This is a genomic window from Streptomyces iranensis (genome assembly GCF_017874715.1).
Lineage (GTDB): Bacteria > Actinomycetota > Actinomycetes > Streptomycetales > Streptomycetaceae > Streptomyces > Streptomyces iranensis.
In genome coordinates, this window is record NZ_JAGGLR010000032.1 from 73,136 (window position 1) to 98,132 (window position 24,997).

Annotated in this window: 11 protein-coding genes and 1 pseudogene; 8 read left to right on the top strand and 4 right to left on the bottom strand. The window is 71.5% G+C overall.

Going from position 1 to position 24,997, the window contains the following annotated elements:
* Positions 1 to 43: 43 nt before the first annotated feature.
* Together J2Z30_RS43180 and J2Z30_RS43185 are read right to left on the bottom strand one after the other, a co-directional pair.
* On the bottom strand, positions 44 to 1,387 hold the full coding sequence (locus J2Z30_RS43180; RefSeq protein ID WP_044582703.1) for a hypothetical protein: 1,344 nt from the start codon (positions 1,385 to 1,387) through the stop codon (positions 44 to 46).
* Positions 1,384 to 12,687, bottom strand: coding sequence for a type I polyketide synthase (locus J2Z30_RS43185; protein ID WP_044582704.1), 11,304 nt, complete (start codon positions 12,685 to 12,687; stop codon positions 1,384 to 1,386). The genes J2Z30_RS43180 and J2Z30_RS43185 overlap by 4 nt, the downstream gene beginning before the upstream one ends.
* A 669-nt stretch (positions 12,688 to 13,356) precedes the next feature.
* Here J2Z30_RS43185 and J2Z30_RS50380 point away from each other — a divergent pair.
* The 7 genes and pseudogenes from J2Z30_RS50380 to J2Z30_RS43215 all read left to right on the top strand — a co-directional run.
* Positions 13,357 to 13,515, top strand: a pseudogene (locus J2Z30_RS50380) (IS5/IS1182 family transposase); the annotation flags it as partial.
* A 200-nt stretch (positions 13,516 to 13,715) separates the two neighbouring features.
* The gene (locus tag J2Z30_RS43190; RefSeq protein WP_209469086.1) at positions 13,716 to 13,868 is read left to right on the top strand and encodes a hypothetical protein; all 153 of its coding nucleotides are present in this window, start codon (positions 13,716 to 13,718) and stop codon (positions 13,866 to 13,868) included.
* Positions 13,869 to 14,348: 480 nt separating this feature from the next.
* Positions 14,349 to 15,752, top strand: a complete 1,404-nt coding sequence (locus J2Z30_RS52280; RefSeq protein ID WP_107073616.1) for an FAD/NAD(P)-binding protein — start codon at positions 14,349 to 14,351, stop codon at positions 15,750 to 15,752.
* Positions 15,749 to 17,047, top strand: a complete 1,299-nt coding sequence (locus tag J2Z30_RS43200) for an MFS transporter (protein ID WP_245389097.1) — start codon at positions 15,749 to 15,751, stop codon at positions 17,045 to 17,047. Before J2Z30_RS52280 ends, J2Z30_RS43200 begins: the two co-directional genes overlap by 4 nt.
* A 289-nt stretch (positions 17,048 to 17,336) precedes the next feature.
* Positions 17,337 to 18,842 (top strand): MFS transporter, encoded by a 1,506-nt coding sequence (locus J2Z30_RS43205; protein WP_044582707.1) that lies wholly within the window; start codon positions 17,337 to 17,339, stop codon positions 18,840 to 18,842.
* 234 nt (positions 18,843 to 19,076) lie between these two features.
* Entirely contained in the window at positions 19,077 to 19,511 is a 435-nt protein-coding gene (locus tag J2Z30_RS43210) for a 2OG-Fe dioxygenase family protein (protein ID WP_245389098.1), read from the top strand.
* Between the two features lie 333 nt (positions 19,512 to 19,844).
* Positions 19,845 to 20,129 (top strand): Lrp/AsnC ligand binding domain-containing protein, encoded by a 285-nt coding sequence (locus J2Z30_RS43215; RefSeq protein ID WP_044582708.1) that lies wholly within the window; start codon positions 19,845 to 19,847, stop codon positions 20,127 to 20,129.
* A 122-nt stretch (positions 20,130 to 20,251) separates the two neighbouring features.
* On the opposite strand, the gene dxs is transcribed toward J2Z30_RS43215, so the two are convergent.
* The gene (gene dxs / locus J2Z30_RS43220) at positions 20,252 to 22,150 is read right to left on the bottom strand and encodes a 1-deoxy-D-xylulose-5-phosphate synthase (RefSeq protein ID WP_044582709.1); all 1,899 of its coding nucleotides are present in this window, start codon (positions 22,148 to 22,150) and stop codon (positions 20,252 to 20,254) included.
* A 623-nt stretch (positions 22,151 to 22,773) separates the two neighbouring features.
* Here dxs and J2Z30_RS43225 point away from each other — a divergent pair.
* Positions 22,774 to 23,421 (top strand): peroxiredoxin-like family protein, encoded by a 648-nt coding sequence (locus J2Z30_RS43225; protein ID WP_044582710.1) that lies wholly within the window; start codon positions 22,774 to 22,776, stop codon positions 23,419 to 23,421.
* A 53-nt stretch (positions 23,422 to 23,474) separates the two neighbouring features.
* Here the strand turns inward: J2Z30_RS43225 and J2Z30_RS43230 are convergent, their stop codons facing one another.
* On the bottom strand, positions 23,475 to 24,992 hold the full coding sequence (locus J2Z30_RS43230; protein WP_044582738.1) for an FGGY family carbohydrate kinase: 1,518 nt from the start codon (positions 24,990 to 24,992) through the stop codon (positions 23,475 to 23,477).
* Positions 24,993 to 24,997 lie beyond the last annotated feature (5 nt).

Below are 24,997 nucleotides of genomic sequence, written 5' to 3' on the forward strand. Positions count from 1 at the left end.
CGCCCCATGACAGCCATGCCCTCCGCAGGTGCCTTTCAGCCTTTCAGTTGCCGGGCTGTTCGCTCAGCGCCGTGAGGCACTGCCTGGCGCGCTCCGGCAGGACGTACTCCCCCTCCTTCTCGATGCGGTCGTACAGGGCCTCGACCCGCTCGTAGTGGTCGTCGAGGTTCTGGTCCAGCAGGTGGTATTCGGACTTGTTGTAGATGCCGAACTGGAGGTCGGTCATCAGGCCGAACGGGTCGATGTCCGCTGCGCGCCGGGTGCCGCCGAACACCAGGCGCAGGAACTCATCGACGCTTGCGTAGCCGAGCGTGGCAAGGAGGAACTCGATCGAGGCCCATTTGCGCCTGGTCTGGTAGGCGCGCTCGTCCGGATCGACGATGAAGTCCAGGCCGCTGGTCATGCCCTTGGGGTAGAGCACCTTGTTGAAGCAGCGCAGGTCGATGGTGAGGCGGTCCTTGGTGGTCCGGGGCAGGGTGCTGTCGGCGTGTGCCCGGTAGTTGTCGAAGACCAGGGCGTCGCCCACCCGGCTGTCGCAGTAGTAGCCGGGGGACGGCGTGTCGGCATAGGTCTTCGCCCAGTACATCGCCATGAGGTAGTCCCGCACCGAGGGCAGGTCGATCTCGGACAGCTGCCCTTCCAGGAAGAGGTACAGCGCCTTGTCGACGGCGTCTTTCTCCTCGCCCTCGAGGCCGTGCTCGAGCATCTTGTGGTAGACGAACGGGAGGTTCGGGGCCTCCAGTTCGGCCTCTTCGAAGATCACGAAGGGTTGCCGGCTCAGCGGAGTCGGGGTCAGCGCGGTGTGGAAGCTGCGGTACTCGGTGGGGAAACCGAGCTGCTTCTTCACCAGTGACGGGATCTGAAGGGCGATCGAGCTGGCCGCGTGGGTGCCGTACGGTCGCTTCTCGGCCGGCACGATGAAGGCGTTGACCACCGCGGTCTCGACCTCGGGGAAGTGTTCGCGGACGATGTCCTGGTTCAGGTCGTAGAAGCGCTTCGCCGAGGGCACGAAGAGCACGCAGTTCTCGAACATGGTGGAGACGGGGAAGTAGCTGCCGATCGAGGCGGCGGCGAAGCTCTCCTGGATGACCGCCTGGCAGCGCAGCTGGCGTGCCAGGTTGTCCGCCAGGTCCTCGTCCAGGTTCATCCGGGCGACGTGGGTGGGGTGTGCTTCGGGGCGGAAGCGGCTGGTGTTCAGCTTCCGGTGCGGAGGCAGCCTCGATTCCATCTCCCCTTTGCCGACCTGGTACTTCTCCAGCACCGGGGAGAGTTGTTCGGCGTGCGCGGCCGCCGAGGAGTGCAGGAGGGTGCCGGTCTTCTGGTAGGTGCCGGTGACGGTGGCGTCGTCGTCCGCCGGCGCCTGCGGTGTCTGGTTCGCCTCGCTCATGACGTCGTGTTCTCCGCTCGGTCCGAAGTGTTGATGCGGTGCACATAGGTGCGGACGAATTCCTCGTCGATGGGCGGGGACGGGTAGTCCTCCGCGCCGAAGACGGCGTCTCCCACGGGGAGGGCTGCGAACATGTCCACCAGGCCCTGCGCCGTCAGGCCGTCCACCAGGGCGGCGATCCGGGCCAGGGGGCCCGCCCGGTGCTCTGCGGCGTACTCCAGCGCCCGCTGCCGCCATTCGTCGAAGGGCACGATCTCCGCGCCGCCGCCGGCGGCACCGATCATCTCAAAGAAGCGGTCGAAGGCCGGGGCGCCGGAGTTGACGAAGTCGTAGTCCCTGCCGATGCGGGCCAGGTCGCTGGTCATCGCCTGGGCGACCGTCCGGCACAGGTAGTCGACCGGCAGCACCGCCGTGAGGTCGGCGGCCAGTGCGGGGAAGCTCCCCATCGCGAGGCAGCCGGTGATCAGGTTGTGCAGGAAGTCGCCGCGGTCGAGGCGGAACTGCCCGGTGCGGGTCGAGGCGCCCACGTACGGCAGCCGGTACGTCGATGCCTTCGCGCCGCGCCAGCGGGCGGCGGCCACCATCTGCTCCGCCTGCCATTTGGAGGTCTGGTAGCCGTACTCCGGGGCGTCCTCGGTGACCGGGTGTCCCAGGTATCTGGGCAGCGTGGCGAAGGTGGAGATGAAGTGGAACGCCGTGCCGCGACCGCGCGAGGCCAGGCGCAGCGCCTCGTGTGTGCCGACCATGTTGGGGCCGATGTATTCCGCCATCGGCCGCATCCAGTCCAGCAGGGCGGCGGAGTGGCAGATGGCGTCCACCTGGCCGGCCAGTTCGTCGAAGTGCTTGGGGTCCAGGCCGAACAGCGGTTGGGTGAGGTCGCCCACCACCGGGGTCAGCAGCGGCGTGAATTCCTCCTTCCACAGGCCGTAGTCGTCGAGGGCGGCGGTCAGGCGTTCCATGGCCTGGTGGGTGTCGTCCGCCCGTACCAGGCAGTGGGCGGCCACTTCGGAGGCGAGCAGCTCGTGCAGCAGGTGTGCGCCGACGAATCCGGTGGCGCCGGTGACGAAGACGGTCCTGGGGGGTTCCGGGGCCGTGTTGGCGCCTTCGAAGCGGAGGTCGGGGTGCAGGCAGCCCCGCCGGGCCGCGGACAGGTCCGTGGCCGCGGTATCGGCCGTCTGGGTGGCTGCCGTGCCGGTGCCGGTGGTGGTGTCGGTGCCGGGGCCGGGTGCGGCGTCGAGCCCTGCCTCCAGCAGTTTCTCCAGAAGGAAGTCGCTCAGTGAGATGAGGTTGGGGTGTTCGAAGGCGATCCTCGCGGGCAGGGCGAGTCCGGTCAGGTTCGCGAGCTGGTTGCGCATCAGGACCGCGGTCAGCGAGTCGAAGCCGATGTCGCGCAGCGGCAGGTCGACTCCCACGGCCTCCGGCGAGGCGAAGCCCAGGTTCTTGGCCACCTCCGCGCGGACCGTGCTCAGCAGCACGGCCGGGTACTCCTCGGGCGTGGCCTCGCCCAGCAGCTTGCGCAGGTCCGTTCCGCCGTCCGCCTGGGAGCGTTTGCCGGCGTCGGCGTCCAGCAGCGCGCGGAACAGCGGCGGTATGCCGCCGTGGTCCTCGAAGTAGTGCTGAGCGCGGCTGAGGTCCAGTGCGGCTGCCATCGTCAGCGCGCGGCCGCTGCTGACGGCGAGCTCGATGAGTTCCAGGCCCTCCTGCGGTGTGAGCCGGTCCAGTCCGAGCTGGGCGAAGCGGGCCCGGTCGAACTCGTTGAGTCCGGCGGCCATGCCGTCGCCCTCCCAGGGGCCGAAGGCCACCGAGGTGGCGGGCAGGCCCTTGGCGCGGCGCAGGTGGGCGAGTGCGTCCAGGAAGGCGTTGGCGGCGGCGTAGTTGCCCTGGCCGGGTGTTCCCATGAGGCTGGAGATGGTGGAGAACATCACGAAGAAGTCCAGCTCCATGTCCTGGGTCAGCTCGTGGAGATGCCACAGGCCGTCCACCTTGGGCCGGAGGACCGTATCGAGCCGCTGCGGTGTCAGGTCTGTCAGGACGCCGTCGTCCAGTACACCTGCCGCGTGGACCACGCCGCGCAGCGGGCGCTTGTCGCTGAACAGTGCCATCACCGCGGCGGCGGCGTCGCGGTCCGCCGCGTCGCAGGCCACCACGGTGGCCGTGGCGCCCAGCTCGGACAGCTCGTCCACCAGGGACTGCGCGCCGGGGGTCTGCATTCCGCGGCGGGAGGTCAGCACCAGGTCGCGTACGCCGTGGGTGCCGGCCAGCCATCGGGCCACGTGCCGGCCGAGGCCGCCGACGCCACCGGAGACGAGCACCGCGCCGTCCGGCCGCAGGAGTTGCCGCTGCTGGGCGGGGGCCGGGGCTTCCCGGCCGGCCCGCAGCAGCTGCGGGACCAGCACCTGGCCGTCGCGGATGGCGCACTCCGGTTCGGTTTCCAGCATCAGCGCGGCGGGGAGGGCCTTGCGGTCTGTCTCCTCCTGGCCGATGTCGATCAGGCGCAGGCCCAGTTCGGGGTGCTCGTTGCGGGCGGTCCGCATCAGGCCCCACAGCGGGCCGGCGCCCGGCCCGGAGACCGTGTCGTCAGGGCCGGTGCCCACCGCGTGGCGGGTGACCCAGACCAGGGGGGTGCGGAACTCGGTGGCGATGGCTTCCTGGAGCTGCTCCAGTGCCGTGGCGGTGAACGCGTGGGCCTGGTCGGGGACCTCCGCTTCGGAGTCCCACAGGCAGACCAGGCCGTCCAGGTCCTCGGCGTCGGCCAGGTCCTGGACCTTGATCACCTGGATGCCGGCACGGGCCAGGAGGGTTTTGGCCTCCCGTGCCCACGGCACGTCCCCGGCGGGGGTCAGCATGCCCCAGGAGCCGCCCAGCTCGAGGTTCTCGGTGTCGGCGTGGCGCCAGCCGACGTCGAAGTGGAAGCGGTCCACTCCGGCGGCGGCCAGGCGGCGCAGCACGGCCCGGTCCATGCGCCGTGCGTGGAGGCGGTGCAGGTGGCCGACGTGGCGGCCGTCGCTGTCGTGGATGTCGAGCGAGCCCCAGAACTCGCCGTCACCCAGTTCGAATTCGGTGGCCCGGACCCAGATCTCGGCCAGGCCCTTCACCCGCACCGACAGGCGCTCGGCCTCGAACGGTACGAAGACGTCGTCGCTGTCGGGGTTGCGCAGCCGCTGGGTCATCAGCAGCGATTGCATGGCCGAGTCCAGCAGGGCCGGGTGCAGGACGTAGCCGGCGGCGGAGTGCTGCGCGTTCTGCGAGAGCGCGACCCTGGCCCACACCGTCCCCTCCGTCTGCCAAGCCTCTTTTATGCCCCGGAAGTTCGGGCCGAAGCCGTATCCGATGGTGTCCAGCTCGCGGTAGAGGGCGCAGACGTCGAGGGGCTCGGCGTCCCGGGGCGGCAGGCTCTCCGCGGCGGGGGTGGCGGCACCGGCTGTCTGGGCGGGGGTGAGCGAGCCCTCGACGTGCAGCTGCCATGCGCCGTCCTCGCCCTGGGGCGCGCTGTAGACCTTGACGGGACGGATCCGGCCGGTCGCCGGGCCCACGGTGACCTGCATCCGTAACCGTGCCCCGGGGGTGATCACCAGTGGCCAGGCGAACACCACGTCCGTCACGTCCCATTCGCCTTCGTGGGCCGCGTCGCCCGCGGCCCGTATGACCTCGAAGAACGCCGTGCCCGGCAGCAGGACGGTGTCCATCACCTGGTGCTCCTGCACCCACTCGGGCTGGTTGGTCGCCACCGTGTTGGTGAACAGGGACAGTTCGGTGCCGGCGATCTGCGCGCCGCCGCCGAGGAGTGGGTGGCCGGTGGGGTTCAGGCCGGCGCCGGCCTCGCGGGAGAGCGGCGGCTCGAACCAGAACCGCTCCCGCTGGAAGGCGTATGTGGGCAGGTCCACCCGGTGGCCGCCGAAGGGTGCGAAGTAGCCGTCCCAGTCGACGGGGACGCCCCGCACGTGCAGCTCGGCCAGGCTTCGCTGGATGACCTGGGCGCCGTTCTTGCCCGGGGTGCAGGACGGTGCCCAGGACATCGGTTGCTCGTCGGCCAGGCAGAACGCCCCCAGGCCGGAGAGCATGGGCTGCGGGCCGAGTTCCAGGAAGGTGTTCGCGCCCTCGCGGCGCAGGTTGCGCATGCCGTCGCTGAAGCGGACCGCGTGGCGTACCTGGCGGACCCAGTAGTCGGCGTGTTCCAGTTCGCCCGGGGCGGCGTGCTCGCCGGTGAGGCTGCTGATGAGGGGGATCGCGGCGGGGCGGAAGCGGACGGTCTGTGCCACGGTCCGGAACTGGTCGAGCATGCCGTCCATGTGGTGCGAGTGGAAGGCGTGTGACACCGTCAGCCGCTTGGCCTTGCGGTCCTGCTCGGTGAAGTGGGCGGTGATCGCCTCGATGGCGTCGGTGTCACCGGACAGCACGGTCTGTGTGGGGGTGTTGAGTCCGGCGATGTCCAGTTGGCCGTGCAGCCCGAGGGTGTCGATGGCGGTTTGTGCCTCCTGGCCGCCGGCTTCCAGCGACACCATGGCGCCGCGGGCGGGCATCGCCTGCGCCAGGCGGCCGCGGGCCGCGACCAGCCGGCAGGCGTCGTCCAGGTCGAATATCCCCGCCACGTGGGCGGCGGCGACCTCGCCGATGCTGTGGCCGAGCAGCAGTTGCGGCCGCACCCCCCAGCTCTCCCACAGCCGCCACAGTGAGACTTCCAGGGCGAACAGGGCGGGCTGGGTGAAGTCGGTGCGGTGCAGCAGGGCCGCGTCCTCGCCGGCCGGATCGGCCCACATCACTTCCAGGAGGGGCTTGTCCAGCTCGGTGAAGCGGGCGGCGGTCTCCTCCAGTGCTTCGCGGAAGACGGGGTAGACGTCGTAGAGGTCCTTGCCCATGCCCGGCAGCTGGCTGCCCTGGCCCGTGAAGAGCAGGGCCAGCCGGGGTTCCTCGGCGTGGTTGTGGGTGTGCACCGATTCTGCGGGCAGTTCCCCGGTGCGGGCGAAGGAGGCGAGCTGGTCCAGGAGTTCGGTCTTCTCGGCGGCCGGGAGCACCAGCCGGCGGTGGAGGTGGCTGCGGGTGGTGGCCAGGGAGCGGGCCACGTCGCCGAGGCTGTCGTGGGTGTTCGTGCTCAGGTGCAGGTGCAGGTTCTGCGCCTGCTGGCGCAGGGCGGCGTCGTTGTGGCCGGACACCAGGAAGGGCACCGTGGGCGGCGGTGGCGCGGGCGTGCTCTCCTCGGCGGTCTTCGCGGCCGGTCGCGGTGGCTCCTCGACGATCACGTGGGCGTTGGTGCCGCCGATGCCGAACGAGCTGACGCCCGCGCGGCGCGGCATGTCCTTGGCCGGCCACGGGCGCTGCTCCTGGACCAGCGCCATGCCGGCGCCTTTCCAGTCCACGGCGGGGGTGGGCTCGGCGATGTGCAGGGTCTGGGGAAGGGTGTCGTGGCGCATGGCCAGTACGACCTTCATCAGGCCGGCCAGGCCGGCGGCGGCCTGGGTGTGGCCGAGGTTGGACTTGGCCGAACCGACCCACAGTGGCGCCTGGTGGGAGTGGCTGCGGCCGAAGACCTCCGCGAGCGCGGTGCCTTCGATGGGGTCGCCCAGCTTGGTGCCGGTGCCGTGTGCCTCGAGGTAGTCGATGTCCTGCGGCTGGAGTGAGCAGGCGGCCAGGGCGGCGCGGATGACCCGCTGCTGGGCGGGGCCGCTGGGTGTGGTCAGGGTGGCGCTGTGGCCGTCGTGGTTGACGGCGGTGCCGCGCAGCAGGGCCAGGATGGGGTCGCCGTCGCGCCGGGCGTCGGAGAGTCGTTTGAGGACGACCGTGGCGGAGCCCTCGCTCCAGCCGGTGCCGTCGGTGTCGGAGGAGAACGACCGGCAGCGGCCGTCGGCGGACATGCCGCGCAGGCGGCTGAACTCGACGTGCAGTTCGGGGGTGAGCATCAGGCTCACCCCGGCCGAGACCGCGAGGTCGCATTCGCCGTTGCGCAGCGCGTTGCAGGCCAGGTGGGTGGTGACCAGAGAGGAGGAGCATGCCGTGTCCACGGTGAGGGTCGGGCCCTCCAGGCCGAAGATGTAGGACACCCGGCCGGACATGGTGCCGCCCATGGAACCGGAGCCCACATAGCCGTCGAGGTCGCTCAGCCCGCCGGCTGTCGTGAGGCCGTATTCGCGCCATGCCGAGCTTTTGCCGATGCCGATGAACGTGCCGGTCTGGCTGCCGCGCAGCCGGTCCATGGTGTAGCCGGCGCGTTCGAAGGCCTCCCAGGTGGTTTCCAGCACCATGCGCTGCATGGGGTCGAGCGAGCGGGCCTCGCGCGGTGAGATACCGAAGAAGGGGGCGTCGAAGAGGTCGATGGAATGGACGAATCCGCCCTGGCTGCAGTATGAGGTGCCGGGTGTCTGCGGGTCGGCGCTGTAGAGGGCCTCGGCGTCCCAGCGGTCTTTGGGGACGTCGATGATGCCGTCTGCGCCGCGCTCCAGCAGTTCCCAGTACTCCTGCGGGGTGTTGGCGCCGCCGGGAAGGCGGCAGGCCATGCCGATGACGGCGATGGGCTCGTCCTGGATGGCGCGGCGGCCGGGCAGGGCTTCTGGGCGTGTGCGCGTGCCGCCGGTCAGGTAGGCGGCCAGGGTCTTGACGGTGAAGTGCTCGAAGAGCTTGGCCCCGGCCAGGGGCCGTCCCAGCAGTTCCTCCAGCCGCGTGTGGACCCGGACGACCCGCAGCGAGTTGCCGCCGATCTCGAAGAAGTTGTCGTTGACGCCGATCCGGTCGTGGCCGAGCACGTCCGACCAGATGGCGATGATGTCCCGCTCGAGCTCGGTGGCGGGCCTGGCGGTGGTGTCGGTCTCCATCACGGGGTCCGGCAGCGCGTTCTGGTCGATCTTGCCGTTCGGGGTCAGCGGCAGCTGGTCCAGCTCCACGAAGAACGCCGGCACCATGTATCCCGGCAGCCGCTCGGCCAGCCAGGGGCGCAGCAGGCGGTGCAGTGGGGTGCTGGGCGGCTCGCCGGCCGCGGGGGTGTTGGCGTACTCGCCCAGAGCGTCGCGGTCGGGCGCTTGGGTGGGGGGCGAGCCGAGATCGGGGGTCTGGCCGGGCTGCCACAGCAGGGCGTCGTACCGCCAGGTGCCGCCGGAGCGGCTGGGCAGCAGCGCCAGTTCCAGGCCTGCCTCGGCGGCGACGCCGGCGAGGTCGGTGGGGTCGATCCAGGAGGTGGGCGCCGCCGAGGTGTTGGCGTCCCTGGTCTGCAGGGCTGCGGCGACCCGGCCGTACACCTCGCGCAGCCGGCCGTTGGGGATGCCGTTCAGGCGCAGCGGGCGGTGGGCGGGGGTGGCCAGTTCGGTGCGGAGCGCGGGCAGGTCGAGAGCGTCGGCCTGCCAGTCCTTCTCCGCCGCCGGGGTGGCGGGTTGGGTGTCCTGGCCGATGTGCAGGGTGACGTCGTAGCGGTAGCGCGTCATCTCGTTGACGTAGCGGCCCTCGCGCAGGGTGATGTCGACGCGGCTGATCTGCGGGAAGAGGTGTGGCAGGTTGGTGAAGTAGGCGTGGTTGAGGACCAGTTCGCGCTCGGTGCGTATCCCGTGCTCGGTGCGGCGGGCCAGTTCCTCGGTGGAGATCCCGCCGGCCTCCGCCTGCGCGCGGAAGTGCGCCACGTCGGCGTGGAAGACCTCCAGCAGTGACAGGTCCCGTATGTCGCCGAGGAAGACCCGTCCCCTGGTGACCGTCCTGGTCGCCCACTGCAGTACCGAGGTCAGGTAGTCGATGCTGGGGAAGTACTGGGCCACCGAGTTGATGACCACGGTGTCGAAGGCGCCCTCGGCCACCTCGGGGAGCGCGTGGGCGGGGTGCTGCTCGCAGGTCACGTGCGGCAGGGCGGCCAGGTGCCGCCGGGTCATCCCGACGGCTGCGGCGGAGGCGTCCACGGCGTGGTAGCTGCGGCAGTGCGGTGCCAGGGCGAACAGCATCAGGCCGCTGCCGGAGCCGATCTCGAAGATGTTCTGCGGTGCGTGGGAGAGGATGTGCTTTACCGAACTCAGCTGCCATTCGCGCATCTCCCCCGTCGAGAAGGGGAGACCGTCGTAACTGTTGTGCCAGCCTGCCAGGTTGAACGTGGCGTCGGCGCTGACGGGGTCGGTGCCGGAGTGGGAGGGAGCGGTGTCGGTGCCGGCTTCGTAGGCGCGGTCCCAGGCCGCGGCCCACTCGGCCAGGGCGGTGTTCTGGTCCGCCGGGGCGGGGAGCGGATCGCCGGCCGGGGCCGTGTCGCGGACGCAGTAGGCGACCAGGTGTTCGTCACGGCCGACCACCACGGCGCGGCGGACCGACTCGTGGCGGCTGACGGCCGCCTCGACGTCGGCCGGCTCGATGCGGTGGCCGCGCAGTTTGATCTGGCGGTCGTTGCGTCCCAGCAGCGTCAGCTTGCCGGGTTCGGTGAAGCGGGCCAGGTCGCCGGTGCGGTAGAGGGTGCCGGGGTGGAAGGGGTTGTCCGGGAAGCGGAGCCGGGTCTGTCCGGGGTCGCCGCGGTAGCCGCGGGCCACTCCGGCGCCGCCGATGCACAGTTCTCCGGGGAAGCCGAGCGGCACCGGCGAGAGGTTCTCGTCCAGGACGTAGACCTGGGTGCGGTCGATCGGGGTGCCGATGAGGATGCCGCCTTCCTCGGCCTGGGCCGCCACTTCCCAGGCCGTCGACCACACGGTGGTCTCGGTGGGGCCGTACATGTTCCACACCGAGACCCCGGCTCCGGCGGCGAGCAGCCGGTCGGCCAGGGCGCGGGAGAGTGCCTCACCGCCGCAGAGGATCTTCTTCAGCGCAGGGGTGCCCTGCCAGCCTCCGTCCAGCAGCAGCTGCCAGGTGGAGGGGGTGCCCTGCATGATGGTGATCGCGTGCCGCTCCATCAGCCCGCTCAGGGCCTTGGCGTCCCAGGTCTCCTGGGCCTGGGCGATGACGGTGGTCGCGCCGCACAGCAGTGGCAGGAACAGTTCCAGTACGGAGATGTCGAAGGACACGGTGGTGATCGCCAGCAGCCGGTCGGCGGCGGTGCACCCGGTGCGTTCGCGCATGGCGGCCAGGAAGTTGCCCACCGCCCCGTGGGTGATCTCGACTCCCTTGGGGCGGCCGGTCGAGCCCGATGTGTACAGGACGTAGGCCAGGTCCCCGGCGCCCGCCTCGACCGCGAGGTTCCCCTCGGCGCCCGGTCCGGCATCCAGGTGGACGCTGACGCAGCGGTTCTCCCAGGCGGCGAGGACGGCGGGCACGGTGGGGGGTGTGATGATGAGGGCGGGGTCGGCGTCGTCGATCATCTGGCGGATGCGTTCGGCGGGGAATCCCGGGTCGACGGGCACGTAGGCGGCGCCTGTCTTCATGACCGCCAGGAGGGCCACGACGAGGTCGGCCGAGCGGCCCAGGGCCACGCCGACCAGGTCGCCGCGGCCCACGCCCCGGGCGGTCAGCGCGTGGGCGAGCCGATTGGCACGGGCGTTGAGGCCGGCGTAGGTCAGGCTGGTGTCGGCGCAGACCAGTGCGGTGTCCTGGGCATGTCCGCGCGCGGCCTCTTCGAGGAGTCGGTGCAGGCCCCCTCCGGGGAGGTCTGCGGCGGCCGGGGCGGTGTCGTTGAACTCCTCGATGAGGACGGTGTGTTCGTCCGCGGTGAGAAGGCCGGCGGCGGCCGGAAGCTGCTCCGCGGCGGCGGGAAGACGGCCGCACCAGGCGGTGAACTGGCCGGCCAGCCGGGCGACGTCCCGGGCCGGCAGGCGCGTGGCGTCGTAGTGGAAGGTGAGGAGCGCACCTTCCCGGGCGCCGTCCTGCTGGATGTGGAGTTCCAGTTTCGGACGGTGGCCGCCCTGGCCGCCGGGGCCGTGGCCGGCGGCGTCGCGGGGGCCGAAGGAGATCAGCACGTCCGGTGTCAGTGCGCCGCTGTTCCAGCGTTCCCGAAGCGCTTCGTCCCGGCCGACGGCGTCGCGGCGGATCCATCCCCGTTCCTGGCCGCGGATGAACTCCCGCCGCACCGCCCGCAGGTTCTCCGAGATCGTCGCGCCGGCGTCGATACGGCACGGTAAGGGCAGCCAGGCAGCGAACAGGTCCCGGTGTGGGGCGTCGACGCCGTCGCGGGGGGCCGCCATGGCGAGGTGAACCTCCCGCCGGCCGCTCGCCCGGCCGAGGAAGATGCCCAGCGCACCGGCCAGGTGGGCGGCGGCGGCCGCGGAGGCTTCGAGGCCGCCGTCGTCGCCGGTCTGGAGCGGGAGGGGGCATCGCACGAGGACGGGATCGGGCTGTTGTCCGCTCCCGGCGTGCGCCCGGGTCCCCGGGCGGGGCTGCGGATAGGGAAGGCGGTAGGGGTGGTCGCCGCCCCCGATCAGGCGTTCACGCCATCGGCCGGCGGCCTTGGAGGCTCTGACGCCCGCCTCGGTCAGGCGTGCCCTCGCGTCCTCGCCGGGGACGTCCAGGATCGTGCCGGGCCGGATCCGGTGGGCCGCCGCGATGGCGCCGGCGGACCGTTCCTCGCCCTCCAGGGTGCACAGCCGGGCCAGGACGATACTTCCGGCACCGGTGGCCACCCGCAGGCCCGACACTTCGTCGCAGGACAGGACCGTGCCCGGCGCGGCGGCGGCGTCATCCGCGGCGCCGGTCCGGGCGCGGGCTGCCCGGACGGCGTGGAAGTGCCCGCCGAGGTTGGCCTTGGGCCATACCAGCGGGCTGGCGAACGGGCCGTAGTCAGTGGCCCGGACCATGGCGGCGATGCGCTCGGCCGGAAGGTTCCAGTCGATCAGCCCCTCGCCGGCGAACTGGGTGTGCCGCGAGAAATAGCGGCGAGTCGCGGAGTTCTGGGGGACCGAGGTCTCGCGGCCCTCCGCGATCTCCTCGATCAGTTCGGCCAGGCTGGCGACGGCCGCCTCGTCGCACTTCAGGCCCAGCGACAGCGCGGTGTCCTCGGGCTCGATCGCCACCGGTACCCGCCTGAGCACCTCGCCGCCGTCGACCACCGCGGCCATGCGGTGCCAGGTGATGCCGTACTCCCGGGCCCCGTCCGCGATGGCCCAGGACGGCGTGTGCAGGCCCGAGTACTCCGGGAGCGGGCCGTAGTGGTAGTTGACGGCAGCCCGCGTCGCGCAGCCCAGCAGCGCTTCGGGCACCACCGCGTAGTTGCCGACGCTCAGCAGGAGGTCGCAGGATAACCGTGGTGCCAGGGCCACGGCCTCGGCGAGTTCATGGTGCGCGATTCCCGCCTTCACCGCCCAGGACCGGGCGGTGGCGTCACCGGTCACCACGGCTGCGATCCGGTGGCCTTTCGCCATGAGTGCCTCGCCGCAGCGGGCGAGTACGCTCCCGCCACCGATCAGGACGGAACGTATAGAAGTCATTGCCGTGCCTCCCCGTAATGACCCGCGACGCGTCCGGTGACCGCCGGCCGGTCCGGGGGCAGGGACAACGGCCCCGAGACAGCCCTATGAGGGCTTGCGGGTGCCGGATCCAAGCACGCGCACGGGCTGGTCCCGCGTGCACCCGTGCAGATTCTCCCCGTGATCGACGGGCGTCTGCCTCACGAGCAGTCGTGCAAGCCGCTGCGCCGTGAGCCGTCCGCGCTGTCAGGATTGCCAGTACGCCAAGTGTTGAACTGCCCAAGCGCACAAGTGTTGTTGTGCAGAAAACGCCGTCGTGCAGAAACGCTGTCGTACAGAGACGCTGTCGTGCAGACGTGCAGAAGTACCGGGCTGGATAGGTCTGCCGTTGTGCGAGGGCGGGCGGTAGTGGTCTCTGCCGCGGCGCCGGCTTCCCCGTGTCCCCCGACCCATCATTGGCCTGCCGCGAAGGCCACCGCAAGGTATGACAGCAAAGATCTTCGCATGCACCCTGAGTGATGGTCATCACATGTATTGCTCGCATCATTCGCCCCCTCGTTGGCGGGGACGCCTCATGCTCGGCCATCCCCACCCCGCGCGACGGCAGCGTCGCCGCCCTCCTTCAAGGACCGCGTCCTACGTGGTGAGCCATCAGGTGACCTCGGTACGGGGCGGGGCAGATGGAGCGGGATCGTTCCGGACGGGCCGCAGGAGATCGAAAGGCCGCCGATCCCCGCGCCGAGGGTACGGCCGCAGGGCGGCGGTACGCAGAACACACCTGATGAGACGCTGTCCGCGGCCCGCGACCACGTGCCGGCCGGCGGCCGCTCCCGGCGGGCCACGGCGCCGCGCCGTGCGCCGCGGACGCCCCGATCCTCAACCGCCCCCAGCGCGAAGCGCGCCACGCCCGCCCCGAACCGTCCGGGTGAAGCAGGCCGTCGCCGAGCGGGTACGTGCCGCAGATGCCGGAGCCGTCCCGGGAGGGCTTCATCGAACACACCCGGCAGGGCTGCGCCATCGGTAAAGCCCCGTAGGGCTACCTTGTCTCCATGGTTCCCCACCCCGTTCCCACCCGCCGCGCCGAGGGCCGCACCGGACACCGCCTCGCCCCGGCCCGCTCGGATCATGGACCGTACAGGCTGTCCCCCGGCTGCGGGAACGGCCCCGCCCCGGCCAAGGGCTTCGCGCTGAACGGCTACTGACTGACCGGCGGCGTGGCGGTGCGCAAGCCCGACGGCCGCATCTGTCACCTGGACCGGACGGCCGGCGTCATCCACACTGCTGACGCGACCGTGCACAGCCTGTCCCTGGAGGTCGGCCGCCGAGCGCGCCGGGCCGGTCCGAGACTGCGCGGTGGCCGGTGTGTCCGGGCCCGCAGGCGGCGGCCAAGCCCGAAGCCGCCGGGCCGCGAGCCCTCGCGGCGGTGTTCGTGGCCGAGGGCGAGGGCGAGGGCCACTTCCCGACCGGCCCGGCCGGCTGAAGGACGAGAGCGGGGAAGTCGACGGGAGAGCAGTGGAATACCAGGAACGGACCAGAACCACCGGCGTGACCGGCGCGGGACCGCATGGTCTCTTCGCGGCCGAGCGCCTGTGGGCGAACGGCGCCGGGTCCGGGCAGCCGGCCGTGACCCACATGAACACGGTGGCCCCGCACGTCACCGCCTTCCCCGACCCGGGCCCCGCGTGTCAGGGCCCGGTCCGACCCGGGCCGGGCCGGTACGAGCGGGCCAAGTCCGCGGTGCCGGTGGCGCGTTCGGGCCGGCTGCCGGGCCGGGTCCGGCGGGAGGCGGCGTCCCTTGGCCCACACGCCGGTCCTTCCCCGGCCTGCTGCGGCGCTACCTCGCGCGGGTCCCGGACGAGCCGGTGCGCACCGCACCAGAGAACCTCTCCATCCGGCTGCGCCGCAACCGCGCGGCGCGGCGCGCGGAGACCGGGACGCGGGCGCAAGCGGTCACCCTGGACGGCCGGAGCAGCCTCCTGTCGGACCGCGTCGTCCTCGCGCACGGCCATACGGACATGCCGGTGTCCGCGGGCACCGAGAGGCCCGGCCCCCGGGCCTACGGCTTCGGCTCTCTGCCGCCGGGCAACCCGGCCGAGTCCGGCCCGGCCTTTGCCGGGCCCGGCGGACGGGAGGCGCTGCGCGGGCTCGGGCTCGACTTCTCCGACCTCCCCGCCCCGCTGACGGTGGGCCGGGGAGGAATGTTCCACCGGGAGGACAGCGAAGGCGGCGAGGGCGGCGAGGGCGGCGCACCAGGCGTGGTGGAGATGGCCGGTCCCGGCCCGCACATCGCGGCCGCGCCGGACGGCTCCGCCGTCGGCTGCGTGAAGTCCCCGGCGCCCGGCGGCGGGTGCCCCCGCTCATCGGGGCCCGGCTGCCCGGCCCCGGCATCCGGCGCACCTCCGGCCCGCTCCTGCGGGACCTGCGCGAGCGCGGGGCCCGCGCCCCTGCCTCATCCCCGCCGGCACCGGCGGGCACGTGGAGACCGGCGGCGGCCCGGCCCTCACCCCGCGTCCCGGCCGCCTGGTGGACGCGGCGCCGCCCGTCCCCCGCCCTGCCCCCGCAGCCTCCTGGTAACCCGCCCCCGGCACACACGGAAAGAGAGATGCCCCATGCCTGTTCACTTGCCTGTTCACTTGCCTGTTCACTGCCCGACGCGCGGCACAGAGGCCGGGACGGACTCCGGCCCGCCCAACCCGGTCGCTGCCATGCTGGAGACCGAGGACGAGCGGGCGCCCGGCGCCCGGCACACCGAGCGGCCACCGCTGCGCGAGGCGCCGCGGCTCACGGCGGGCGCCGCGCGGACGGCCGCCGAACCCGCCGCAGGCCCGGAGGTGTTACCCGCCCCCATACGGCGCGGCCTGGAGCTGACCGGGGGCGCCGGCGCCTCCGAGCGCCCCAACGCCGTGCCCGCCCCGCTCCCGGACACGGCTGGTACCCAGCGTGTCCTGGCCGCGCGTGCCCGCCGGGCCGCGACCGGCGTGGTCACCTTCGCCCAGGCGCCGGCCCTGGAGGAGTACCTCGGCACGGCCGATGAGCTGGTTTCCCGGGTGCTCACCCGGCCGGCCCGCCGCATGGAGTCCGCATGAGCCGCATGAGCGGGATGAGTCAGCTTCCGCGGCTCTCCCGGGGGTTCACCTTCTGGCTGATCGCCACGGTCCAGGCCCTGCTGCTCTTCGCCTCGAGCGCGCCCTCCCCGCTGTACGGGGTGTACCAGGCCGAGTGGGGCTTCTCCGCCACCATGCTGACCGCCGTCTTCGCGGTGTACGCGATCGCGCTGCTCGCGGCGCTGCTCGTGGTGGGCGGCATCTCCGACCATGTCGGCCGCCGCAAGGTCCTGGGGGCGTCTTTGGCCGTCGAGGTGGTGAGCATGCTGCTGTTCCTCACCGCCGACGGCGTCGGCCCGCTCCTCGCGGCGCGCGCCGTCCAGGGGCTGGCCACCGGCGCCGCGACCGGGGCGACCAGTTCCGCCCTGCTTGATCTGCAGCCCCCGGACCGGCCCCGTTTCGGCCCGCTGGTCAACAGCCTCGTGCCGCTCGTCGGCCTGGCCTTCGGCGCGCTGGGCTCCGGGGTCCTCGTCGAGTACGCACCCGCGCCGAAGACCCTCGTCTACGCGCTGCTCCTGGTGGTGTTCGTGCTCGCGGCGCTCGTCGTCCCGCTGCTGCCGGAGACCTCGCCGAGGAGGCCGGGGGTGGCGGCCTCGCTGGTGCCGCGCATGGCGGTGCCGCGCCAGGTGCGGCCGCTGTTCCTGACCGTGGCGCCCTGCCTGTTCGCGGTGTGGGCGGTCGGCGGCCTGTACATGTCGCTCGGCCCCTCCATCGCAGTCCGCACGCTCCACATGAGCGGCCACCTCGTCGGCGGCCTGGTCATCTTCGCCCAGACCGGATCGGGGGCCCTGGGCTCGCTGCTGCGCCGCAAACATCCGCCGCGCCGCACCATGACCCTCGGCTTCGCGGCCTTCCTCCTCGGCATCGGCGCCACCCTCGGCGCCCTCGCCATCCCCTCCCCGGCGCTCTTCTTCATCGGCATCGTCATCGCCGGTTACGGCTTCGGCACCGGTTTCCTCGGAGCCTTCCAGACAATCGCGCCGCTGGCCGGTCCTGACGAGCGCGCCGGACTCGTGGCCGGCATGTACGTCGTGTGCTATCTGGGCTTCAGCGTGCCCGCGGTGGTCGCGGGCCTCGCCGTGCAGAAGTTCGGGCTCACCGCCACCACCACGGTCTACAGCGTCGCGGTCATGGTCCTGGCCGTCGTGGCCTGCGCCGGACTCCTGGTACAGGAACGCCGGGAGAAGGGTGCGGTCGCCGGGGCACCCCACCTCCGGCCGCCCGGGGCGCAGCCTGCCCCGCCCGTCGCCCGAGCCGCCGACTCCGATCAGCGCTGACCTGCGCAGAACCCAGCCGTGCCCGGCACACAGGCCCCCAGGGGACGGCGCCCCGGCCACGGGCCGACCGCTCGCCGTCAGCCCGTACGCCGCTGCTCCGGTATCCACTCCACGGCGCTGTGTGCGGCACCGCCCGCCGCGCACAGCCATCACGGGCATCGAGATGGCCGTCGCGCTGTCCGCCAGCGCGACGGCCGGTCATCGCCTACGGGCCCCCGTGGCGGGTCCGGCCGAGAGTCGCCCCGTCGCCACCCGGACCGGGCAGACTCGAGGCGACACTGGACAACGCATGGCGGTGATCTCACTGGAGCCACGTCGCGTCGCGGTGGCCGGCACCACGCAGACCGGTTCAGCATGTTCCCGGCTCGGCCTCGGCATCATCCTGACCGGTGCGTTCGTCGCCATGATGGATACATTCATCGTCAATGTGGCGGCGCCGAGCATTCAGGCGGATCTGCAGGCGGATACCGCGGACACCCAGTTCGTGATCGCCGGTTACACGCTGACCTACGCGGTCTGGCTGATCACCGGTGGACGCCTGGGGGACATCTACGGCAGGCGGCGGATGTTCGTCGTGGGTCTGGCCGGGTTCACCGCGGCCTCGCTGGCGTGCGGCCTGGCCAACAGCGCTGGAGAGCTGATCGCCGCCCGGCTGGCGCAGGGCACGGCCGCCGCCATGCTGTCCCCGCAGGTGCTGGCGATCATCCGGACGTCCTTCGTGGACCCGCGGCAACGAGCGCGGGCGTTCGGGCTGATGGGCGCGGTACAGGCTCTGGCGAGCGTGTTCGGGCAGATCCTGGGCGGCGCCGTGACGCAGGCCGACGTGCTGGGGCTGAGCTGGCGTCCAGTGTTCTTGATCAATGTGCCGATCGGCATCGCCGCGCTGCTGCTCATCCGGCGGGCGGTGCCCGAATCCCGGTCTCCCCGCGCCGACGGCATCGACTGGGGCGGCACCCTGTTCGGTGTGGTGGCGCTGATCCTTTTGCTTGTTCCCCTGATCGAGGGGCGGCAACTCGGGTGGCCCGGGTGGCTGGTGGGAATGCTGCCGGTGGCGGTGGTGGCGCTCACGGTGTTCGCAGCCGTCCAGATCCGCCGGACAAGAAGCGGCGCAGCGACTGTGCTGAATGCCGAACTGCTGGCCGGCCGCGCCTTCACCGGCGGTGCCACGGTGGTGCTGCTGTTTGCCACCACCATGACGCCGCTGTACCTCGGCTACACGATCCTGCTCCAGGACGGTTATGGCGACTCCCCCCTGCGTGCCGGGCTCGCTTTCGCCCCGCTGGCGACGGCGGTCGCGGTCAGTTCCTTCATCGCGGGCCGGTTCATCCGCCGGGTCGGGGCACGCGCGGTACTCACCGCGGGAGCCGTACTGCACGGCATCGGCAGCGGTGCCGTGCTCTGGGTCTGTCTGGCTGCGCCGGCCGGTCTGCCCGGCTCCCTGCTGCCGTGCATGGCGGTCATCGGCATCGCCCAGGGGCTTTTTGTGACTCCGAGCCTGAACGCGGTGCTCGATGGCGTCAGCGAAGGGCACATCGGGGGCGCCAGCGGGATTCTGACCGCGATGCAACGGCTCGGCAATGCTCTGGGCACGGCGGTGCTGATGCTGCCGTTCCTGGCGGCCTACGATCAGGCGCGGGCGGCCGGCGCAACGCCGGCCAGGGGGTACACCGAGGCTTTCGCCGCTCTCTGCGGTGCCGTGATGCTCGTATCGTTGCTCACCGCGGCGCTGGTGTACTGCGTGCCCCTGGGACGATCCGGCCCGGGGCTCGGGGCGGCCTCGCCCGCAGACCGCTGACGGGCCGTTGCCGGGGGGCGTGCCCCCTCTTGGCTCAAGGCCTCGGACCCGCGGTCGCTTCCCGTGTCCGTATCTCAGGTGCCCGCGCCCATCCGTTCATGGGAGCCTCATACGCAGGCGCGGGTGTGTGCCCAAGCCCCTTCCTGGAGGAGCCGGAGATGCTGCACAGCGACATCCGGGAGGAACTGCGCGCCAACGGGTACGCGTTGGTGCCGGCCAGGCAGTTCCCCATCGATGCGGAAATTGCGTCCGCGGGTGAAGGAACTGGCGCACGAGTGGGAGCACCTGGAGACCGACCGATACCTGAAAAACGGCTCCCGTTTCCGCGGGCGGGCTTACGACCGCTTCTTCTTTCTGCCACGCGCCGGAGAGCTCCGGCTGCGCCCTCACCAGCCGTATTTCCAGTCCGAGAGCGCCAACGACTACGCCGGAGGCATCCGGCGTGAGGTGGCTGCGCTGAGCCGGTCCACCCTGCGCAACCCGCTGCTGACCCGGCTGCTGCGCAGCAACTTCGCCCGCTTCCCGGTGGCGGACAGCCGGCTGGACGAGCCCTGGGACGTCCGGCCGATCAGGCCGCAGGACGCCGGCCGCCCCGCAGTGCGCGATGTGCTCATCATGGGCTACAAGTACTCCCCCGGCCTGCGGTCACCTGCCCGGTCGGGGCCATAGCCGTCAGGCCATAGCCGTCAGGCCGTAGCCGTCCTCCGACGGCAGGCGCGGCAGCATGACCGCGGGTGCCGGTGTGTGAACGCGCCGTCGAATTCTGTCATCCGATGCCGGCCCTCCCGCGCAATAATTTGGTGATCCGTGCGGCAAGGACCAGCGGAATTCGTCGAATACACGTCTCTGTGCCCCGGCGGGCGATAAAGCCACCACAGAGAGTCCTGACGCCGCGGACGCTGCGCGAAGGAATCGACTCCGGTACCGTGCAGCGGCAGGAATTGAAACCGAGCCCTGTCCTTAATGACACCCGCATGCAGGGTTCATGTTAAGGGGCCCCCGGTGATAAACGCAGTCGTCTTGATCAGCGTGCGGGACGGGAGTGCTGCGGGCGCCGTGGCCCGGAGAGTCGAAACCAGTGTCCACGTCAATTACGTCCAGGCCGTGTGCGGGAGCTACAGCCTGATGGCGTTGGTCAACGTCGCGAGCCACGCCGAGCTGGCGTTCCTCACAGGCGTCGAGTTCGAGCACACGGAGGGTGTGAAAGACATCGTGACGCATATTGTGAGCTGTTCGCTCGAAGGCTGCGCAGGTGAACCGGAACTGGGTTGGCTGTTTCGTGACTGAAAGTCCCTGTGTTCTCTGCCGGGTCCGGTCCCGGTACATCACCTCGGGGGAAACGCGGACGCCGGTCTCCGGATCCGCTCGGGGTCCGGAAGACCGGCGCCGGGTGTGCGCCGCGCCGCGGCTCAGCCGGGGAAGACCATCTCGTCCCGCCCCAGACCGGCGAAGACGCCCGAGACCCGGCGAGCGATGTCCGCCGCCGTCAGGCCGACGCGTGCCAGCACGCGGCTGCGCTCGGCGTGGTCGAGGAACCGGGCGGGGATGCCGAAGTCACGGAGCGGGACGTCTACTTCGCTATCCCGCAGGGACTGCGCGATGGCGGCGCCGACGCCCCCGGCCCGCACCCCGTCCTCGACGGTCACCACGAGCCGGTGCCGGCGGGCGACGGCGGGGAGTGCCTCGTTCACCGGTTTGACCCACCGCGGGTCCAGCACGGTGGTGCTGATGCCCTGTTCGGCCAGCCGATCGGCGATCTCGAGGCACATGGGAGCCAGCGCTCCGACGGAGACGATGAGCACGTCGGCCTCGTCCTCCGCGGAGCCCCTGAGGACGTCCATGCCCCCTACCGTGCCGACGGCGGCCACCTCGGGACCGACCGTGCCCTTGGAGTAGCGCACGACCGTGGGCGCGTCGTCCACCGCGACGGCCTCGCGCATCTGGCTGCGCAGCTGATCGGCGTCACGCGGCGCGGCGATCCGCAGCCCCGGCACCACCTGCAGGACGGCCATGTCCCACATGCCGTTGTGCGAGGCGCCGTCGTCTCCGGTGATGCCGGCGCGGTCCAGTATGAAGGTCACCCCGCAGTGGTGCAGGGCCACGTCCATCAGGAGCTGGTCGAAGCAGCGGTTCATGAACGTCGCGTACACCGAGACCACCGGGTGCAGTCCGGCCGTGGCCAGCCCGGCCGCGGAGGCCGCCGCGTGCTGTTCGGCGATGCCGACGTCGAAGAACCGGTCGGGGAACCGTTCGGCGAACGGCGCGAGCCCTGTGGAGCGCCGCATCGCGGCGGTGATCGCCACGATGTCCTGCCGCTCGGTGCCAAGCCGTACCATCTCCTCGCCGAAGACGGTGGTCCAGTCCTTGCCCGCGACGGAGACCGGCTTCCCGGTGTCGGGGTCGATCACCTTCACCTGGTGGAAGCGCTCGTCGGACTCCTCGGCGAAGCTGTAGCCGCGTCCCTTCTCGGTGATGCAGTGAACGATCACCGGGCCGCCGAAGCCCTGGGCGCGGCGCAGCGCGTTCTCCACGGCCGCCACGTCGTGGCCGTCGATCGGCCCCACGTACTTAAGGCCCAGGTCCTCGAACATGCCCTGGGGCGCGATGAAGTCCTTGAGGCCCTTCTTCGCCCCGTGCAGCGCGTCGTAGACCGAGCGGCCGACGAACGGCGTGCGGTCGAGTGCGTTCTTGGTGCGCTCCAGGAAATGTTCATAGCCGTCGGTGGTGCGGAGGGCGGCCAGATGGGTGGCGAGTCCGCCGATGGTGGGATTGTAGGAGTGGCCGTTGTCGTTGACCACGATGACCAGGGGAAGTTTCCTGTCGGCGGCGACGTTGTTCAGCGCTTCCCATGTCATGCCCCCGGTCAGTGCCCCGTCGCCGACCACCGCGACCACGGACCGGTCGCGCCGGCCGGCCAGCCGGTCGGCCTTCGCGATGCCGTCGGCCCAGCTGAGCGCCACGGAGGCATGTTGGTTCTCGACGATGTCGTGCGGTGACTCGGCGCGGCTGGGATATCCCGAGAGGCCGCCTTCCTTGCGGAGCTTGGAGAAGTCCTGGCGGCCTGTCAGCAGCTTGTGTACGTACGTCTGGTGGCCGACGTCGAAGACGATGCGGTCCTTGGGGGAGTCGAAGACCCGGTGCAGCGCGATGGTCAGCTCCACCACACCCAGATTCGGCCCCAGATGTCCTCCGGTGCGGGAGACGGCGTTGATGAGGAATTCACGAATTTCCGCAGCCAGTCTGCCCAGCTCGCCGGCGTCGAGCTTCTTCAGGTCCTGCGGCCCGCGGATCGACTCCAGAATGCCCATGCGTCATTCTCCTTCGGCCCTGCTGATAGGGAGGGTTTTCGCTTCGGTGCATGCACAGGACCCACAGCTTCCCGGCCATCGGATCCATTGAGCAGTTCACATTGTCATTGGCCGATTGACAGCAGTTCATCTCCACGCCGAACGCGATGGCGGCGGGGCCCCGGTGGCGATGCGGCGAGGTGCCGTCCAGGGAGCGGACGCGGTTTCATTTATTGAATCTCGGGGCCCGGGAACCGGGCCGCGGCACCGTATGCCAGACTTCCGCCGTGATCTCTCGGAGGGCCGGAGCGGGGGGACCGCGAGGAGCGGCATCAGCCCATACGCCTTTCCCACCGGCAATCGCCTCCCTATGCACGCGGGAGGTGACAGGCTATCAATTTCTGCGGATATGCGCAGCACTGGCGGGGGGAGGCCGGCCGCCGGTCGCGAAGCGGCTGATCCCCGCGCCGGGGGGTGCGGCCGCAGGGCGGGGTTACGCAGAAGACGCCTGATGTGACGCTGTCCGCGTCCGCGTCGGGGCCGGCGGGGGCGCGCTACGTTGGAGCGCATACGGTACGGCCACCGTGACCGCGGTCCGGCTGCCGGTCTCCCCCGCTGTCGAGTCAGGGAAGGTCAGGGCAACCATGAGTCTGAACGAGGAGTTGCGCGCGTTCCGCGAAGTCCAGCAGAGGCAGGATCCGGCCGGGGCCCGCGCCGTCAAGGAGCGGGCGGCCCGGGAGCTGGCCGAGTCCGGGCAGGGCAAGCGTGCGCTGGCTGTCGGTGGGCGGGCGCCGCACTTCAGCCTGCCGTCGGCCACGGGCCGGACGGTGACGCTGGAGGCGCTGCTCTCCCGCGGGCCCCTGGTGCTCACCTTCTACCGGGGTGCCTGGTGCCCGTACTGCAATATGGCGCTCCGTTCCCTCCAGCGGCACCACGGGGAGATATCGGCCCGTGGCGCCCGGCTGGTGGCCGTGTCCCCGCAGACGCCCGACGAGTCGCTGTCCCACAGCGAGAAGCAGGAACTGGCCTTCGACGTGCTCAGCGACGTCGGCTCGGCCACGGCGCGGCGCTACGGTCTGGCCTTTGAGGTGTCCGAGGAGCTGGCGGCCCACTACGCCAGGTCGGGGCTCGACCTGGAGCGGGTCAACGACGGTCACGCGCGCATTCTGCCGATCCCCGCCACCTATGTCATCGACCGGTCCGGTACGGTCCGGTGGGCCTTCGTCGACACCGACTTCACCGTCCGCGCCGAACCGGCCGACGTCCTCACCGCTCTCGACGCCCTGGGCTGAGGCGGATACGCGTGGTGTCGGTGCCCGTGCCGGGCCGGCACGGGCACCACGGCTTACGAGGACGCCTGGCTGTCCGCTCCGGCCAGGGGGCCGGTGCGGGCCACCGCCCGGCGCCAGTCGGCCAGCGCGGCCCGCCGCCGCCCGGTCTTCCAGCGTGGTTTCCAGCGGTCCTGGCCGGGCCGGTGCACGGGGAGTTCCCCGGTGTCCTTCCAGTACCCGACGCCGAGGCCTGCCGCGTATGCCGCGCCCCGCGTGGGCGGCTCGGCACTCGCGGCCCGGCTCACCGGTATCCCGGTCACGTCGGCCTGGACCGCCAGGCTGACGTCACAGGCCGCGGCGGACCCGTCGACGGTCAGCGTGAGCGGTGCCACCGCGCAATCGTCGGTCATGGCGGCGAGTACCTGGTGCATCCGGAATCCGGTCGACTCCAGGGTCGCTCTGGCGAGGTGGGCCTTGGTGTGCCCCGGTGCCAGGCCGATGAGCGCGCCGCGGGCCTCCGGCTCGGGGTGAGGTACCCCGAGACCGGTGAACGCGGGCACGAAGTACAGGCCTTCGGTTGCGGTGACCGAGGAGGCGGCCGTCTCGAACGCCTCCGGGCTGGAGAGCGAGCCGAGGTCTTCCACCACCCAGCGCGCCGCGTCGCCGGTGTGCGCGATGTTCCCCTCCAGGGCGTAGACCGCGGGGGTGTCCGGCAGCTGGTAGGCGACCGTGGTGTGGAGGCCGTGCCGGGACCGCACCGGTTCGCTTCCGATATTGAGCATGACCAGGTTGCGGTGGGTGCTGTTGCACCATGCCGCGCCGGTGGCCGAGCAGCCGTTGCCGAACATGGCAGCCTGCGGCCCGCCGAGCACGCCGCTGATCGGCACGCCGTGCTGTGCGGTGGTGCCGAAGCCGTCCGGGCTGACCGAGGAGTGGATCCGGGGCAGCATGGCGCGGGGCACGCCGAAGAGGTCCAGCAGTTCCTCGTCCCAGTCCAGGGTGGTCAGGTTCATCAGCATCGTGCGGCTGGCGTTGGTCACGTCGGTCACGTGCCGGCCGCCCGCGGTCCCGCCGGTCAGCTGCCAGATCAGCCAGGTGTCCGTGCCCCCGAACAGGGCGTCGCCCCGCTCGGCCGCCGCGCGCAGCCCGGGTACGTGCTCCAGCAGCCACTGGATCTTCGTGGCGGAGAAGTGGGGGTTGCTCACCAGGCCGGCCTTGCGGTGGATGGTTTCGGCCCGGCCGTCCGCGGCCAGCGCGGCAGCCAGCTGGTCCGTACGGGTGTCCTGCCAGACGATGGCGTGGTGGTAGGGCCGGCCGGTGCGCCGGTCCCAGACCACGGTGGTCTCGATCTGGTTGGTGATGCCGATGGCGGCCAGGTCCGTGGCGGCCAGCCCGGCCCGGCCGAGCGCGTCGGCCATGACGCTCCGGGCGTGGTCCCAGATCTGTGCCGGGTCGTGCTCGACCCGGTTCTCCGCGGGCCGCAGCTGGTCGTGCTCCCGCGCCGCGGCGCCCGCCTCGGCGCCGTCCGCGCCGACGACGGCGAACCGGGTTGCGGTGGTGCTCTGGTCGAACGCTCCGATGAAGTCCGCCATGGTGC

Excerpts from the sequence above, each read along its gene's own strand:
- J2Z30_RS43180 (WP_044582703.1), bottom strand. The coding sequence starts at position 1,387 with ATGAGCGAGGCGAACCAGACACCGCAGGCGCCGGCGGACGACGACGCC.
- J2Z30_RS43185 (WP_044582704.1), bottom strand. The coding sequence starts at position 12,687 with ATGACTTCTATACGTTCCGTCCTGATCGGTGGCGGGAGCGTACTCGCC.
- J2Z30_RS43190 (WP_209469086.1), top strand. The coding sequence starts at position 13,716 with ATGGTTCCCCACCCCGTTCCCACCCGCCGCGCCGAGGGCCGCACCGGA.
- J2Z30_RS43200 (WP_245389097.1), top strand. The coding sequence starts at position 15,749 with ATGAGCCGCATGAGCGGGATGAGTCAGCTTCCGCGGCTCTCCCGGGGG.
- J2Z30_RS43205 (WP_044582707.1), top strand. The coding sequence starts at position 17,337 with ATGGCGGTGATCTCACTGGAGCCACGTCGCGTCGCGGTGGCCGGCACC.
- J2Z30_RS43210 (WP_245389098.1), top strand. The coding sequence starts at position 19,077 with ATGCGGAAATTGCGTCCGCGGGTGAAGGAACTGGCGCACGAGTGGGAG.
- dxs (WP_044582709.1), bottom strand. The coding sequence starts at position 22,150 with ATGGGCATTCTGGAGTCGATCCGCGGGCCGCAGGACCTGAAGAAGCTC.
- J2Z30_RS43225 (WP_044582710.1), top strand. The coding sequence starts at position 22,774 with ATGAGTCTGAACGAGGAGTTGCGCGCGTTCCGCGAAGTCCAGCAGAGG.
- J2Z30_RS43230 (WP_044582738.1), bottom strand. The coding sequence starts at position 24,992 with ATGGCGGACTTCATCGGAGCGTTCGACCAGAGCACCACCGCAACCCGG.